This window comes from Streptomyces sp. NPDC054932 (genome assembly GCF_053610205.1).
In genome coordinates this window covers 1-15,699 of record NZ_JBSGXU010000185.1, presented here as the reverse complement: position 1 = coordinate 15,699, position 15,699 = coordinate 1, and the positions used below count along the sequence as shown (strand labels likewise).

Annotated in this window: 11 protein-coding genes; 3 read left to right on the top strand and 8 right to left on the bottom strand. The window is 74.2% G+C overall.

Annotation, left to right across the window (positions count from 1 at the left end; genetic code table 11):
* The 3 genes from ACWGE1_RS33525 to ACWGE1_RS33515 form a co-directional block, all read right to left on the bottom strand.
* Nucleotides 1-499, bottom strand: a 499-nt coding sequence (locus tag ACWGE1_RS33525; protein WP_453424223.1) for a hypothetical protein, incomplete at its 3' end; no start/stop codon positions are given.
* Nucleotides 500-574: 75 nt separating this feature from the next.
* On the bottom strand, nucleotides 575-1,360 hold the full coding sequence (locus ACWGE1_RS33520; RefSeq protein ID WP_453424222.1) for an ABC transporter ATP-binding protein: 786 nt from the start codon (nucleotides 1,358-1,360) through the stop codon (nucleotides 575-577).
* The gene (locus ACWGE1_RS33515) at nucleotides 1,353-2,261 is read right to left on the bottom strand and encodes an ABC transporter permease (protein ID WP_453424221.1); all 909 of its coding nucleotides are present in this window, start codon (nucleotides 2,259-2,261) and stop codon (nucleotides 1,353-1,355) included. The genes ACWGE1_RS33520 and ACWGE1_RS33515 overlap by 8 nt, the downstream gene beginning before the upstream one ends.
* Before the next feature lie 137 nt (nucleotides 2,262-2,398).
* Between ACWGE1_RS33515 and ACWGE1_RS33510 the strand changes: the two genes are divergently transcribed.
* Nucleotides 2,399-3,025, top strand: a complete 627-nt coding sequence (locus ACWGE1_RS33510) for a TetR/AcrR family transcriptional regulator (RefSeq protein ID WP_453424220.1) — start codon at nucleotides 2,399-2,401, stop codon at nucleotides 3,023-3,025.
* A gap of 18 nt (nucleotides 3,026-3,043) precedes the next feature.
* Here ACWGE1_RS33510 and ACWGE1_RS33505 read toward each other — a convergent pair whose 3' ends face one another.
* The 5 genes from ACWGE1_RS33505 to ACWGE1_RS33485 all read right to left on the bottom strand — a co-directional run bounded on the left by ACWGE1_RS33505 (nucleotide 3,044) and on the right by ACWGE1_RS33485 (nucleotide 12,038).
* The gene (locus tag ACWGE1_RS33505) at nucleotides 3,044-5,320 is read right to left on the bottom strand and encodes a bifunctional glycosyltransferase/CDP-glycerol:glycerophosphate glycerophosphotransferase (protein ID WP_453424219.1); all 2,277 of its coding nucleotides are present in this window, start codon (nucleotides 5,318-5,320) and stop codon (nucleotides 3,044-3,046) included.
* 112 nt (nucleotides 5,321-5,432) lie between these two features.
* Nucleotides 5,433-6,335 carry a carbohydrate ABC transporter permease gene (locus tag ACWGE1_RS33500; RefSeq protein WP_453424218.1) on the bottom strand — a complete coding sequence of 301 codons (903 nt, stop codon included), beginning with the start codon at nucleotides 6,333-6,335 and terminating at the stop codon, nucleotides 5,433-5,435.
* The gene (locus tag ACWGE1_RS33495) at nucleotides 6,332-7,657 is read right to left on the bottom strand and encodes a carbohydrate ABC transporter permease (protein WP_453424217.1); all 1,326 of its coding nucleotides are present in this window, start codon (nucleotides 7,655-7,657) and stop codon (nucleotides 6,332-6,334) included. The genes ACWGE1_RS33500 and ACWGE1_RS33495 overlap by 4 nt, the downstream gene beginning before the upstream one ends.
* A gap of 4 nt (nucleotides 7,658-7,661) precedes the next feature.
* The gene (locus ACWGE1_RS33490) at nucleotides 7,662-9,035 is read right to left on the bottom strand and encodes an ABC transporter substrate-binding protein (RefSeq protein WP_453424216.1); all 1,374 of its coding nucleotides are present in this window, start codon (nucleotides 9,033-9,035) and stop codon (nucleotides 7,662-7,664) included.
* 105 nt (nucleotides 9,036-9,140) lie between these two features.
* A complete protein-coding gene (locus tag ACWGE1_RS33485) occupies nucleotides 9,141-12,038 on the bottom strand; it encodes an FHA domain-containing protein (protein WP_453424215.1) in 2,898 nt (965 codons plus the stop codon).
* A 438-nt stretch (nucleotides 12,039-12,476) separates the two neighbouring features.
* Here ACWGE1_RS33485 and ACWGE1_RS33480 point away from each other — a divergent pair, with 438 nt between their 5' ends.
* Nucleotides 12,477-14,252, top strand: coding sequence for a protein kinase domain-containing protein (locus ACWGE1_RS33480; RefSeq protein ID WP_453424214.1), 1,776 nt, complete (start codon nucleotides 12,477-12,479; stop codon nucleotides 14,250-14,252).
* A gap of 161 nt (nucleotides 14,253-14,413) precedes the next feature.
* Nucleotides 14,414-15,661 (top strand): serine/threonine-protein kinase, encoded by a 1,248-nt coding sequence (locus ACWGE1_RS33475; protein ID WP_453424213.1) that lies wholly within the window; start codon nucleotides 14,414-14,416, stop codon nucleotides 15,659-15,661.
* The last annotated feature ends 38 nt before the right edge of the window (nucleotides 15,662-15,699 follow it).

Here is a 15,699-nt window from a genome sequence, read left to right as displayed (position 1 = left end):
TCTTGGTCCCGGGCCCGGCCCGTTCAGTGGGGGCGGGCCCCGGTTCCGGGTCGGGGAAGGAGAAGACCACGCCGAGGCGGCCGGCGAGCGCGCGGCCGGCCTCCCGGGCGCGGACGATCTCGTAGGGCGGGCGGGGGCGGTTGCGGACGGTCGCGAGGACGGCCTCGCCGGGGGGTGTGTCGAGGACCGCGCGGAGTTCGACGTACGAGCCGTCGGCGGGGTCCTCGGCCCATACGGCCGTGACGGCCAGGATCCGGCCCGGGAGGGCCGAGGCGCGGGCGGCCAGGGAATCGGGGTCGAGCGGGTCCTCGGGGGCGCGCGGCGGGGCGAACAGGGCGGCGCGGCGGGCGTGGAGGAGTTCCTGGGCCTCCACCAGCCCCGGCCCGGGCGGTGGGCAGGCATCCCGGACCGCTTTGACGGCGGGCAGGAAGTGTCCGCGCAGGAGGTGTGCGTCCGCCTGTGCACGTGCCTCGTCGGGCAGGTCGTCCCAGTTCACCATGAGGATCATGCTCGGCGCGGGCGGGCCGCCGGTCCAGCGGATTCCATCCGTCCCCGCCCCGTCCCCGTGGACGGCCTAGCGGCGCGTGAAGGCGTCGTAGGCGGCGCAGACCTCGCCGGAGGGGCCGTCCATGCGCAGGACCCCGGCCTCCAGCCAGATCGCGCGGTCGCAGGTCTCGCGGACCGTGTTGATGCCGTGGCTGACGAGGAAGACGGTGCCGGCGCGTTCGCGGAGTTCCTCGATGCGGGCCTGGCTGCGGCGCTGGAAGGCGGCGTCGCCGGTGGCCAGGGCCTCGTCGATCATCAGGACGTCGTGGTCCTTGGCGGCGGCGATGGAGAAGCGCAGCCGGGCGCCCATGCCGGAGGAGTAGGTCCGCATGGGCAGGGAGATGAAGTCGTCCTTCTCGTTGATGCCGGAGAAGTCGACGATGCCCTGGTAGCGCTCGCGGATCTGCTGCTTGGACATGCCCATCGCGAGGCCGCCGAGGACGACGTTGCGCTCGCCCGTCAGGTCGTTCATCAGGGCGGCGTTGACGCCCAGCAGGGACGGCCGGCCGTGCGAGTAGATCCGGCCGCGGGCCATGGGCTGGAGGCCCGCGATGGCGGCCAGCAGGGTGGACTTGCCCGAGCCGTTGGAGCCGATCAGGCCGATGGCCTCGCCCTTGTACGCGGTGAAGGTGACGCCCTTGACGGCGTGCACCTCCTTGACGCCGGGGGACGGCCTGCGGGAGAAGACCCGGCTGAGTGCGGCGGTGGCTCCGCCCTTGCGGGCGCCCGAGCCGTGGACCTTGTAGATGACGTGGACCCCGTCGGCGATCACGGTGGGCACCCGGGTGGCGGTCTTCGTCGCGGTGTCAGCCACGGCCGTACTCCTCTTCTGCTTTCCAGAACCAGATGAAACCGCCGACCCCGGCGAGCAGGGCCCAGCCGATGGCCAGCGGCCATGCGTGGGGCGGGAGCGAGTGCGCGTCGAAGCTGTCGATCAGCGCGAAGCGCATCAGGTCGATGTAGACGGCCGCGGGGTTGAGCTTGAGCACCATCAGCACCCAGTGCGGCAGGTGGTCGGACTTCAGCATCTGGTCGATGGACCACATGACGCCCGAGGAGTACATCCAGGTGCGCAGGACGAAGGGCATCAGCTGGCTGACGTCCGGGCTCTTGCTGCCGATGCGCGCCATGACCATCGCGCAGCCGGCGGCGAAGACGGCCATCAGCAGGAGGGCCGGGACGGCCAGGAACCAGGACCAGGCGGGCCGCTGGCCGAAGGCCAGCAGCAGGACGACCAGGGCGCCCATGGTGACGAGCAGCTGCTGGAAGAGCTGGACGACGGTGGAGATGGGCAGGCTCGCGCGCGGGAAGTGCAGGGCGCGGACCAGGCCGCGGTTGCTGTGGACGGAGCGGGTGCCGGCGTTGACGGAGCTGCCGATGAAGTCCCAGACGAAGATGCCGGTGATCAGGAAGGGCACGTAGTCGGGCACGTCGTGGCTGGCCTTCATCACGATGCCGAAGATGAAGTAGTAGACGGCCGCGTTCAGGAGCGGGGTCACCAGGTGCCAGAGCTGGCCGAGCCTGGCCGTGCTGTACGTGGCCTGCATGCGGGCGGTCGCGTACGCGGTCACGAAGTGGCGGCGGTCCCAGAGCTCGGCGATGTAGCGGGGGAGCGTGGGACGGGCGCCGCTGAGGGTGAGTCCGTGGGCGGCGGCGAGTTGCGCGAGTTCCGCGGAGGACGCGGGCGCGGTTTCGGGTGCGGTCGCGGTGGTCACAGGTTCGCTTTCGACGGGGGTCAGTACGTCGCTGTCTTGCGTCGGGACGGGTCCGTATCGTCGCTACGGCGAGGTTAGGGCGTGGCGCGTCGGAACGCAACCGTATCGTCGTGACGGGGCGCGGCTATGCTCTGTCCATGACCACGGACCCTGCCGCCGCCCCCACCCGAAGAGCCCCCGCCGGGGCCGCCGTGCTGCGCGCGGACGTGACCGAGGCGATCCGCGACGCGGTGGTGGAGGAACTGGCCGCGGTCGGCTTCTCGCGGATGTCCATCGAGGGCATCGCCCGGCGGGCAGGCGTCGGCAAGACCGCCGTCTACCGGCGGTGGAAGTCGAAGCTGCACCTGGTGCTGGACCTGGTGGGGGCCTTCGCGGTGGACGGCCTGCCGGTGCCCGCGACGGGCTCGCTGTACGGGGACGTACGGGCCCTGCTGGAGGTCATGTCGCACGTGCTGCGGCACCCGGTGGCCTCCGCGGTCATCCCCGACCTGCTCGTGGAGGCGGCGCGGAACCCGGAGATCGCGGAAGCGGTGCGCGGGGCGCTGCTCGACGGGCAGCGCCGCATGGCGGAGGGGATCGTCTCGGACGCGGTCGCCCGCGGTGAACTCCCGGCGGGCATCGACCCGGACCATGCCCTCGACCTGCTGATCGGCCCGCTCTACTGGCGCCAGGTGGTCGTCCGGGACGCGGTGACGGCCGGGCACCTGGACGTCCTGGCCCACCAGGTGGTGGCGGGCCTGAAGGCGGACTCCGGCTCCGCCTGAGGCATCCGCCGAGAGGCCCTACGGCCGGACGGGGGCCAGGGCGGGCGCCGGCGCGGGGGCCGCGGGGCTGGGGCGGCGGTCCGCCAGGGGGACGACCGCCGGGACCGGGGCCGTCTGCCCCAGGAAGACCCGGCGCACCACCCGTTCCGCCGCGTGCCCGTCGTCGTGGGTGCAGAAGCGTGCCCGGAAGGCCGCCCGCAGCTGTGCGGAGCGCGAGCCCTGCCAGTGACCCGTGGTGAAGATGTCCACCAGCTCGTCCTCGGTCCGGGCGATCGCCCCCGGCGGGCACGACCGCAGGTCGAAGTACGTGCCCCGGGCCGCCTCGTACGCCTCCCAGTCGTCCGCGTGGATCACGATCGGCCGGTCCAGCGCCGCGTAGTCGAACATCAGGGACGAGTAGTCCGTCACCAGGGCGTCCGAAGCCAGGGCGAGCTCCTCCACCGAGGGGTACGAGGAGACGTCGATCAGGCGCGGGTGGGTGCCGGGCGACGGCGGCGCGTCCGCGTAGGTGAGGTGCGCGCGGGCCAGCAGCGTGAAGCGCGGGCCCAGGTCCCGCAGGACCCGCTCGAAGTCCAGGTGGTCCGGCCGGCTGCGCCGGTAGTCGCGGTGCGTCGGCGCGTACAGGATGACCGTCGAGCCGGCCGGGATGCCGAGGCGCTCGCGCAGCTCCAGCACCTCGGCCGGACCCGCACGGTGGAAGACGTCGTTGCGCGGGTAGCCGTACTCCAGCGTCGTGTAGGAGGCCGGGACGGCCTTCTCCCAGACCAGGGTGGAGTGCCGGTTCGAGGAGAGCAGGTAGTCCCACTGGTCGGCGCCGCGCAGCAGGCCCGCGAAGTCCGTCGTCGGGGTGGCGGCCGGGCGGTCCTGCAGGTCGAGGCCCACGCGCTTGAGCGGGGTGCCGTGCTGCGTCTGGAGCAGGACCTGCCCCGGGCGCTTGACCAGGGAGCGGTCGAAGTTGACGTTCGTGACCAGATAGCCGGCCCGGGCCAGGGCGGTCCAGTACGCCGCCGAGCCCGGGCGCAGCGCCGTCGTCTCGCGGGGCAGGGTCGAGGCGTGCGCCGGGTCGCAGATCCACGCGGTGCGCATCCGCGGCGCCAGCTCCCGCAGCTTGGCCTCGATCGCCGCCGGGTTGCAGGCGTAGCCGCCGTGCCAGTACGCGGTGAAGACCGCGAGCTCCGGGCGGAGCGGCAGCATCCGCTGGATCCGGTAGTGCAGCCGCAGCGAGCACTCCCGCAGCCCCCGCCACAGGGTCGAGGCCACGCGGCCCAGCGCCGGCCCGGCCGAGTGCAGCGCCGACAGCAGCCGGTGGCTGCGCCGGGTGCCCAGCCGCATCAGGGTGTGCCGGATCCGGTCGGTCCGCGACAGGGACAGCGGCAGCGCGCTGCTGCCGCCCGGGGTCCGGTAGCGGCGCAGCAGGGCGGAGGCCCGGTCGAAGAACTCGGCCCGGGCGTCGCGCGGGAGGCGGTGCGGGCTCGCGTAGATGCTGCAGAAGTGCTCGGCCATCCGCCGGTACAGCGTGGGGCGCCAGCGCTCCAGCTCCGGCCGCCCGGCGAGGTGTCCGAAGAGGCGGTCGTACTGGTCGAAGACGTCGAGGTGGCCGCGGCTGGAGGTGGTCAGGATCGAGCCGGTGCGCCGCCGGCGGTGGTGGACGCAGACCCGGTCCAGGACGGCGACGGACTCCGCGGCCAGCAGCGCCGGGTAGGTCCAGGGGGTGGTCTCGTAGTAGCCGGGCGGGAAGGAGAGGTCCTCGCGCTCCACGTACTCGCGGCGGTACGTCTTGTTCCACGCCACCGTCGGCAGGGAGAGCAGGGCGGGGCGGTCGGCGAGCCGGAAGCTGGCCGGGCCCTCCTCGGACAGCAGGTGCGCGAGGCGGTTGCGCACCACTTCGCCCGACCAGGAGGTGCACGCGTGGTCGTGGACCAGGACGTCGGGGGAGCCGGTGGCCTTCAGCCGGTCGGTGATGGCCTGCAGGGCACCGGGGGCGAGGGTGTCGTCGCCGTCGAGGAAGACCAGGTAGTCGCCGCTCGCGCGGGCCAGGCCCGCGTTGCGGGCCGGTCCCGGTCCCAGGTTGTGCGCCAGGTGGACGGCCGTCACCCGGGGGTCGCGGGCCGCGTACTCGTCGATGATCGCGCCGCACGCGTCCGGGGAGGCGTCGTCGACCGCGATCAGCTCCAGATCCGGGTACGACTGCGTCAGGACCGAGTCCAGACTCTCCTGGAGGTAGGCCTGGACCTTGTACGCGGGCACGATGACGCTGAACCGGGGCACGGCACATCCAGGGGTCGGCGCGGGCATATGGCCCAGGAACCCCCGGCGTGGCGATCGGGTTACGCGGTGTGCGGCATTCGGGTTACGCAGTGTCAACGGGCCACGTCAGGCGCCCTGCGCAGGGCGTCCGACGGGCGCCTCACTTGATCGCCCCGGCCATCACCCCCGAGACGAATTGCCGCTGGAAGGCGAAGAAGACGACGAGCGGGACCACCATCGACAGGAACGCGCCGGGTGCGAGCACGTCGATGTTGTTCCCGAACTGCCGTACCTGCTGCTGGAGGGCGACCGTGATGGGCGGGTTCGCCGAGTCCGCGAAGACCAGCGCCACCAGCATGTCGTTCCACACCCACAGGAACTGGAAGATGCCGAGCGAGGCGATCGCCGGTCCGCCCAGCGGCAGCACCACCCTTGCGAACAGCCGCAGTTCGCCCGCTCCGTCGAGGCGGGCCGCCTCCAGCAGCTCGCGCGGGATCTCCGCGAAGAAGTTGCGCAGCAGGAACACGGCGAAGGGCAGCCCGAAGGCGGTGTGGAAGAGGACCACTCCCGCCGTGGTCTCGAACAGCCCGATGGAGCCGAAGAGTTCGGAGACCGGGATCAGGGCCACCTGCACGGGGACGACGAGCAGTCCGACGACGAGGAGGAAGAGCCAGTCCCGGCCGGGGAACTCCAGCCAGGCGAAGGCGTATCCGGCGAACGCGCCCAGGACCAGGACCAGCAGGGTGGCCGGTACCGCGATCAGGAACGTGTTCAGGAGGGAGGCGGTGATGGTGTCGTTCGCGAGCAGCCGCTCGTAGTTGCCGGCCGTCAGCCGCGAGGGCGCGGTGAATATCTGCCACCAGCCGCCGCTGTTGAGGTCGGTGGGGGAGAGGAAGGAGGAGAGCAGCAGCCCGAGCGTGGGCAGCAGCCAGAACAGCGCCGCCACGACCAGGAAGACGCGCAGGGCCCCGCCGGCCAGCCGGCCCGCGGCCCGCTCGGCGAAACGGGGGCGCCCGGCGGAGCGGAGGCGCCCGGCGGAGCGGGGCCGGTCGGGGCGGCTCATCGGGACCCCTCCTTGCGCAGTCGGCGGATGTTCACGAGCATCACCGGGATCACCAGCACCAGCAGCAGCACGGCGATGGCACTGCCCAGCCCCGGATCGGCGTCCGTGCCGAAGGAGGTCCGGTACAGCTGGAGCGCGAGCACGTTCGCGTCGTCCTGGACCGCGCCGGGTGCGATCACGAAGACCAGGTCGAAGATCTTCATGACGTTGATGACGAGGGTGACGGCCACGACCGCCAGGACGGGCGCCAGCATCGGGACGGTGATCCTGCGGAACACCTGCCACTCGTTCGCCCCGTCCACGCGCGCCGCCTCCAGCAGCTCACGCGGTACGGCGGCCAGCCCGGCCCCGATCAGCACCATCGAGAAACCGGCCCACATCCATACGTACGCCCCGATGACCGCCGGGGTGACGAGCGCCGGGCCGAGCCACTGCACCCCGGAGTACGCCTCCCGGAAGTTGGCCGCCGGCAGCCGCAGCAGCGCCCCGTCGGCCTTCGCGGACAGGGTGAAGGTGCCGTCGGCGCGGGCCGTCGCCGTATCGACCACCCGGCCGTCCCTGACCGCCTCGATCCGCATCCCGGCGAAGCCCTGCTCGGTCGGGTCGACCACGTTCGTCGCCCCGCCCCCGCCCCGGGTGAAGTCCTGCCAGACCGTGCCGGTGACCTTCCCCGGCACGGCCTCGGAGCTGCCCGCGGTCCGGGTCCCCTCCGGCAGGGCCTCGGGGGCCACGCCGACCAGCGGGAGCAGCACCGGACTGCCCGCGCGGGCGGGCTCGCGGGTCACGAGGGCGCCGCCGCCCGCGTCCGCGAGCGGCGAGTCCCGTCCCGGGCGGGCCTTGGGGAAGGCCGAGGACTCCGCGAAGGTGTCGTGGACCCCGACCCAGACCGCGTTGGCGACCCCCCGGTCGGGGTCGTGGTCGTAGACGAGCCGGAAGATGATGCCCGCCGCCAGCATCGAGATCGCCATCGGCATGAACACCAGCAGCTTGAACGCCGTCCCCCAGCGCACCCGTTCGGTGAGGACCGCGAAGATCAGGCCCAGGGCGGTGGCCGTGGCAGGGGCGAGGACCACCCACACCGCCGTGTTCTTCAGGGCGGTACGGATCGTCCCGTCGCTCAGGATCTCCCGGTAGTTGCCGATGCCGACGAAGGTGTCGCCGGAGCGGTCGAAGAAGCTGCGGTGGAGCGAGTAGCCGATCGGGTGAACGACGAGCGCCCCGAGCAGCACGAGGGCGGGCAGCAGGAACGCCGCCGCGATCAGACGGCGGCGCCGGGCCTGCGCCGGGATGCCTTTCGCGGCCCGTGCGGAAGAGGCCGGCACGGGATCAGTTCCCGTAGGCCCTGGCCGCGTCCGCCTCCAGTTTCGCCTGGGTGCCCGCCACGTCCGACGGGTTCGCCAGGAAGTCCTGGAGCGCTTTCCACTCACCCGCGCCCGGGGTCCCGCCGAAGGCCGCCGGAGCCTGGTCCGACATGTCGAAGCGGAAGTCGTCGCCCGCGGCGATCAGGGCCTTGGCGATGTCGCGCTGGATGTCGTTGGGGTAGGCGCTCGGATTCACCGCCCGGTTCGGGGAGACGAAACCGCCCTCCCGGGCCTGGATCTCCGCCGCGTCCGGCGACGCCAGGAAGGTCAGCAGCGCCTGCGCGCCCTTCGACGGCTTCAGCGCGACCGCCACGTCACCGCCCGAGACCACCGGCGCCTTCTCACCGACCGCGGGGAAGGGGAAGACGAGGGCTTCCTTGCCCACCTCCGCATCGGTCTGCGCGATGTTCACGGCCACGAAGTCGCCCTCGAAGACCATCGCGGCCGCCGGCCGGTCCCCGCCGGTGAAGGTCTGCGTCACCGACTTCGGGAACTCGGTGGACAGCGCCCCGCTCGGCCCGCCCGCCAGGAAGTCCTTGCGGCCGAACAGCTCGCCGAGCGTGGTCAGCGCCTGCTTGACGCTGTCGTCCGTCCACTTGATCCGGTGCTTGGCCAGCTGGTCGTACTTCTCCGGGCCCGACTGGGAGAGGTAGATGTTCTCGAACCAGTCGGTGAGCGTCCAGCCGTCCGCGCCCGCCACCGAGAAGGCGGGTGTGCCGGAGGCGGACAGCGTGTCCGCCACCGTGATCAGTTCCTTCCAGGTCTTCGGCGGCTGGACGCCCGCCGCCTCGAAGGCCTTCGCGTTGTACCAGATCAGCGACTTGTTGGCGGCCTTGTAGTACACGCCGTACTGGGTGCCGTCGACGGCGCCGAGCTTCCTCCAGCCCGCCGAGTAGTTCGCATTGAGCTGGGCGGCGGCCTCCGGGCCCAGCGGCTGCGCCCACTTGTTCTCCACCGCCGCCGTCAGCGCCCCGACCTGCGGGAGCAGCGCCACGTCCGGCGGCGCACCGCCCGCGATCTTCGTGCCGAGGAAGGTGACGATCGGGTCCTGGGCCGGGACGAAGGTGACGGTGGCACCCGTCCGCTTCTCGAACTCCTTCAGGACCTTGGTGAAGTTCTCCTGCTCCGGGCCCGTCCAGACCGCGGCGACCTCCAGCTTCTCGCCGGGCAGTTTCGGTAACTGCACCCGGGGTGCGGCCGTGCTGCCTTCGGGACCCTGCGGTTCCTTCGTCCCGCCGTCCCCGCACGCGGTGAGTGCGAGCGCGCTCGCCGCGGCGAGCGCCGTCCAGGTGAGAGTCGTACGGGTGAGAGTCGTACGGCTCGTTCCGTGCCTGCGCATGGTTCTGCCCCCGATGCCCGTGGTGTGTCCCGGACCACAAGGTCTACGCCGAGCGGTGCGCCCCCGCAATACCGCGTCGCGGCGTCGCGGGGGCGGGGCCGGGCGTCAGGGCGCGGGCGGGAACAGCACGGGTATCGCCGAGACCAGGTGCGAGGCCCGGTCCAGGGCGCTGGCCAGCAGCGCGAGGTCCGTCGGCCCGTTGCCCAGCTCACGTACCGGGCGGCGGGCCGGCGGATCACCCATCCGCTCCCACTCCACCGGGACCACGGTCGGCCGCTGGGTCGCCGTCCGGGGGATCCGGCCGGTGACCCGGCCCGCCTGGAAGGGGACCGTCCGGCCGTCCCCGAACCGGATCAGGCCGCGGCCCGGGCCCGGCTGGTCGGGGGCGTCGAGCTCGACGCGCAGGGTGGTCAGCCGGGCCGGCCCGGTGTCCGCCGTACGGTCCGGGCGGGCGCTGGTGGCCACCAGGTGCACGCCGAGCCGGGCGCCCTCGCGGGCCACCGCCTCCAGTGCGCGGACCACCGAGCCGGCGGCCGGCCGGCCGGTACTGCCCAGCCCCGGCGCGACCAGCGCGTCGAGGTCGTCCACGAGCACCACCAGACGGGGCAGCGGGCTGGGCCCGGCCGGATCGGTACGGGTCGCCGCGGCGCGCAGCCGGAGCGTGCCGGTGCGCTGGGGGTCCAGGTCGCCGCGCTGCTCGCCCGCGGTGGGCCGGCGGGGCGAGACCATCCGGTCGGACAGTTCCCGCTGGGCGTGCCACTCGGCGAAGGACATCTCCTCCAGCAGTTCGGAGCGGCGCCTCAGCTCCGCGCCCAGCGCCTGCGCGAACTCCCGCATGCGCACCGGATCGGAGGCGACGAGGTGGGCGCTGACGTGCGGGAGTTCGGTGCAGGGCAGCAGCCCGTCGCCGCGCTCGCCGCCGGCCCCGTCGAGGAGCAGCAGCCCGAGCCGGTCGGGCCGGGCGGCCGCGGACAGCGAAGCGGCCACCGACCGCAGCAGCTCGGTCCGTCCGCTCCCGGCGGGCCCCTCGATGAGCAGGTGCGGGCCGTCGTTGACGAGCTCGGTGCCCACGGGCCCGCGGCGCCCGCTGCCCAGCACGATCTCGGCGAGGCCGCCCATGCCCTGCCCCTGGTCGGTGGCGGCGGCCCAGCGGGCCATCAGGGAGGCCGGGGTGGCCCGGGCCAGCCCCAGCTCGTCCAGCAGCCTCGCGGTGGCGGGCAGGGTGGCCGCGGCCGGCCGGTACGGCGCCGCGGAGCCTCCCTCGGCGGTGCGCAACGGGGCCAGCGCGCGGGCGAAGCGCTCGGCCCAGGCGGCGGAGACGGCGTCGGCGGTGGCGGTGCCCCCGGAGGGGACCGGTCTGCCGCCATCGATCGCGAAGGTCCGCACGGCCGTGGCCACGTCGCCGCTGAGCAGGGCGACCGCGCCGCAGTCCCGGAAAGCGGGGGCGCTCGCGCACGCGGCCTCGTACGTCTCGGCGACCGGCGAGGCGGGGGTGGCGGCCGGGGCCTCGGCGAGCGCGAGCACGTGGATCCCGGCTGCCGGGCCGTGCGAGGCGAGCCGCCCGGTGATGTCGCGCAGCGGGCCGGCGCCGGGATCGCCGTCGAGGACGACGAGCGTGCAGGGGCCGTCGTAGACGGCGGCGGCCCGCCGGACCTGCCCGGCATCGGCGGCGGCCCAGTGCGTGCCGAGGGGACCTTCGTCGAGGCGCCGGGTCAGCTCACCCGTGCGGGCGACGGCCTGGTCGCGGTCGTAGGCGAGGAGGAGCCGGCAGTCCTGGCCGTGCGCGGGCCGTACGTGGGGCAGCCAGCCGAGCCAGCCCCAGTCGCGCCGCCGGTCGGCGAGGCCGCGCGCCCGGTCGGCGGAGATGAGCACGATCTCCAGCTGTCCCGGCGCGTGCAGTGCGGCCGTCTGGGCGACCACCCAGCGGGCCACCCCGGCCAGTCGGGCCCGCGGGCCGGCCAGCCCGAGGGAGCCGACGGCGGGGAGGGACACCCGGCTCCCGGCGCCGAGCCCCACGTCGAGCACCGCGGCCCGATCGGCCTGTCCGGCCTGTCCGTTCGTACGGGACCACAGGCGCTCGGTGGGGCCCATCGCGGCCAGCAGCATGGCGGCGGGGTCGTCGGGGTCGGGTGCGGCGGCCACCGGTTCCTGCGGGGCGCCGGCCGGTTCCTCGCCGCGCACCCACTTGCGGGCCCAGGCGCCGATCCCCCTGCGCCGCCCGGCCTCCGGCGCGGGCGGCGCACCGTACGGCCCGGCCTCGCCCGGTGCATCGGGGACCTCGCGGGCCTCGGGGGCTTCCGGGGCCGTGGCGGCCGCTGCCGGACCGGCCGCGCCGAGCGGGCCGGGGTCGTCGGGCCGCGCCGACACGGACAGGTGGCCCTGGAGGTCCGGGGTCACCTGCAGCGGGGCGGCGCCCGCGGGGGCCAGCCGCAGGGTGGACTCGCCGACCCGCAGCAGAGCCCCCGGGGGCAGGGCGACGGGCTGCGCCCCGACCGGGGCGCCGTCCAGGGTGGTGCCGTTCGTCGAGTTCAGGTCGGCCACCGCGACCCGCCCGTCGCGGATCACCGTCACCGCGCAGTGCAGCCGGGAGACGTCGGGGTCGTCCAGCGGGACATCGGCGTCGGAGGAGCGGCCCACCCGGATCTGCCCGCCGTGCAGCAGGTGCACCCCGCCCGCGTCGGGTCCGGCGACGACGTGCAGCTGGGCCGCGCCCGGGCTGTCCTCCGGCAGGACGTCCGGCACCGGCCCGTGCAGCGCCAGCACCGCACCGTCCACGAGCGGTGGCTCGCCGAGCACCCGCCGCTGGAGGTCGAGGCGCTCGGCGCCGGCGTACAGCACGACCGTGCCCCCGGTGTCGGGTCCGCCGACGGTCGCCGCGAGCCCGGAGGCGACCGCGGCCAGCGCGGTGCCGGCGGGCGCGGTGACGAGTACGTCACAGCTCGCGGGGGCGGTCGCGGTCTGGTGGCCGCTGCGCGACCCAAGGACGGTCAGCCGGATCTGCATCGCCGTCAGCGGTCCCTTCTGCGCGGTGCGCGGTGTGTGCGCCCGGCAGGGAAACCCCGGGACATGACTGCCCGGTCGCCCCCCACCCGGCACGGACGCGTCGTCCGGTCAGGTCTGCCCGGAAGGCGGGGCTCCCGTCCCGTGCCGTCCGTACATGTGCATCCTCGCACCTGTCGCGGACAACACGCCCGGCACCCGCCGACAAATGATCTTGATGGTTCGCACCCCGGGGTGAACCCCGGCAGGATCCGGACACCGGGGTGGGCGAAGACGGGGAAAATCGCCTCCGGCATACCCCGCAAACATCACCCTCCGTACATATGTGCGGCAACCAACCTCCGGGGACCGGCGTCTTCCCGGGGGACACCCCCTAGAGTGGGCCGGAAAACCAAAATCAGCAGATCGACCACAGCAGACGACAGCAGGGGAGCGCGAGACGTGCGGCCAGTCGGCAGCAAGTACCTGCTCGAGGAGCCGCTCGGGCGCGGCGCCACGGGCACTGTCTGGCGTGCACGCCAGAGGGAGGCCGCCGGCGCGGAGGCGGCCGTCGCGGGCCAGCCCGGCGAGACCGTGGCCATCAAGGTCCTCAAGGAGGAGCTGGCCCAGGATCCCGACATCGTCATGCGCTTCCTGCGGGAGCGCTCGGTTTTGTTGCGCCTGACCCACCCCAACATCGTCCGCACCCGCGACCTCGTCGTCGAGGGCGATCTGCTGGCCCTGGTCATGGACCTGATCGACGGTCCGGACCTGCACCGCTACCTCCGCGAGAACGGCCCCTTCACGCCCGTCGCCGCGAGCCTGCTGACCGCCCAGATCGCGGACGCCCTCGCCGCCAGCCACGCCGACGGAGTGGTCCACCGCGACCTGAAGCCGGCCAACGTGCTGCTCGACGAGCGCGGCGGACAGATGAAGCCGATGCTGACCGACTTCGGCATCGCCCGCCTCGCGGACTCCCCGGGCCTGACCCGCACCCACGAGTTCGTCGGCACCCCGGCCTACGTCGCCCCCGAGTCCGCGGAGGGCCGCCCGCAGACCTCCGCCGTCGACATCTACGGCGCCGGCATCCTCCTCTACGAGCTGCTCACCGGCCGCCCGCCGTTCGCCGGCGGCAGCGCGCTCGAAGTGCTCCACCGCCACCTCAGCGAGGACCCGCAGCGGCCCTCGACCGTGCCGGAGCCGCTGTGGACGATCATCGAGCGCTGCCTGCGCAAGGAGCCGAACGAGCGCCCCAGCGCCCAGAGCCTGGCCCGCGGGCTGCGCGTGGTGGCCGCCGGCATCGGCGTGCACTCCTCGGCCGCCGAGGTCGAGGCCGCGCTCGGCGTGGGCGCGCTGCTCGCGCCCGACCCCTCGCCCGCGCCGGTCCCCGAGACCCCGGGCGCCGCGGACCCCACGCAGATGCTGCCCGGGACGGGCGCGCCGGCCGGTGCGTACGACCCGAATGCCATGACGAGCGTCATGCCGCCCGTCGGCGCGGCCGACGCCACCTCGGTCCTGCCCAATACGGGCGGCCCGGGCGCCGACCCGACCTCCGTCATGCCCCCGGTGCAGCAGCCCGACGCGCCGCACCCGTGGCAGTCGCAGATGCGGGCCGCCCGCGACCGCAACGAGCAGACGCAGGTCCAGTACCTCGACCCGAACGAGGACCCCCTGCGCCGCCGGCCGCAGCGGCAGGCGCCCCCGCCGCCGCAGCACCGGCCCCAGCAGCAGCCGTACCGGCAGGCGCCTCCGCCGCCCCAGCAGTACCAGCAGCCGCAGCAGCAGTACCGCCAGCCGCAGCAGCCGCCTCAGCAGCAGCAGTACGCGCCGCCCCCGCCGCCGCAGCACTACCAGCAGCAGCACCAGCCCCAGCCGTACCAGCAGCAGCCTCAGCCGCAGCAGCCCCAGTACCGCCAGCCCCAGCCGCAGCAGCAGCCCCCGCAGGCCCCGCCGCCGCAGCGGCCGGCCCCCCGGGAGCCGCGCGAGCCGCGCCGCCGCAGTGCCAACCCGGTGCGGATCCCCGGCCTCGGCTGCCTCAAGGGCTGCCTGGTCCTGATCCTGGTGTTCTTTGTGGCCGGCTGGCTGGTCTGGGAGCTCACCCCGCTCCAGGGGTGGATCGGTACCGGCAAGGGCTGGTGGGACCAGGTCTGGACCTGGGGCTCCGGCGTCGTCGACTGGGTCAGCACGATCGGGGACTCGGCGGGATCCTCGGGCGGATCGGGCTCCACCCAGCCCTGACGCGAGCGCCCGTAGCCCCGACTTCGTGGATTTGTCGACTTCTGGGACACGATTTCGCTCGCAGAAGTGAAGGTCGCCGCGAATCCGGCCCCCTGCTGGCCTCCAGGGCCCACCCGGCCGCGTAGCTTTGGTGCGGTACGCCAGCCGCTGAGGGAGCAGTCGTGGCACGGAAGATCGGCAGCCGGTACACCGCGCACCAGATCCTGGGGCGCGGCAGCGCGGGCACGGTGTGGCTGGGCGAGGGTCCTGACGGGCCCGTCGCCGTCAAACTGCTGCGCGAGGACCTCGCGTCCGACCAGGAACTCGTCGGACGGTTCGTCCAGGAGCGCAGCGCGCTGCTGGGCCTGGACCATCCGCACGTCGTGTCCGTCCGCGACCTCGTCGTGGACGGCAACGACCTCGCCCTCGTCATGGACCTCGTCCGCGGTACGGACCTGCGCACGCGCCTGGACCGCGAGCGGCGGCTCGCCCCCGAGGCGGCCGTCGCGATCGTCGCGGACGTCGCCGACGCGCTGGCCGCGGCGCACGCGGCGGGGGTCGTCCACCGGGACGTCAAGCCGGAGAACGTCCTGCTGGACATGCAGGGCCCGCTCGGACCCGGCGGCTCGCACCCGGCGCTGCTGACCGACTTCGGCGTGGCCAAGCTGATCGACACCCCGCGGCGGGCCTCCGCGGGCCGGGCCTCGGCCCCCACCACCCGGATCATCGGCACCCCGGACTATCTGGCGCCGGAGATCGTCGAGGGCCTGCCCCCGCGGGCCGCGGTGGACATATACGCCCTGGCCACCGTGCTGTACGAGCTGCTGGCCGGTTTCACCCCCTTCGGCGGGGGCCACCCGGGCGCGGTCCTGCGGCGGCACGTGACGGAGACGGTGGTCCCGCTGCCGGGGATCCCCGACGAGCTGTGGCAGCTCATCGTGCAGTGCCTGGCCAAGGCCCCGGCCTCACGGCTGCGGGCCTCGGAGCTGTCGGTCCGGCTGCGGGACCTGCTGCCGCTGCTGGCCGGGATGCCGCCGCTGGACGTGGACGAGCCGGACGACGCGGAGCCGGACCCCGAGCCCTCGGAGGAACCGGCCGCCGATCCGGTCCGGCGGCGGGGCGTGGTCCCGCTGGTGCCGGGCTCGGCGACCGACTCCAACCGGGACACCCACACCTCGATGCGCGTGCCGGGCCCGGACGAGCTGGCGGGCGGCGCCCTGGGCACCGCCCGCGTCCCCCGCCCGGCGGGCGGCCACCGCCCGGGCTCGGCCCGCCACCGCGCGGAGGCTGCGCGCAAGCGGCGGCTGGTCCTGTCGGTATCGGCCCTGGCCCTGGCCGCGGCCGTCGGCCTGGGCACCTGGCTCGCCTTCTCCGCGGACGAGCCGACGCCCCGGCAGGACCACAAGCAGTCGGTTCCGCGGGTCCCGTAACGCCGTGCGGCGCCGCGGTCGGGGGCTCTGCCCCCGAC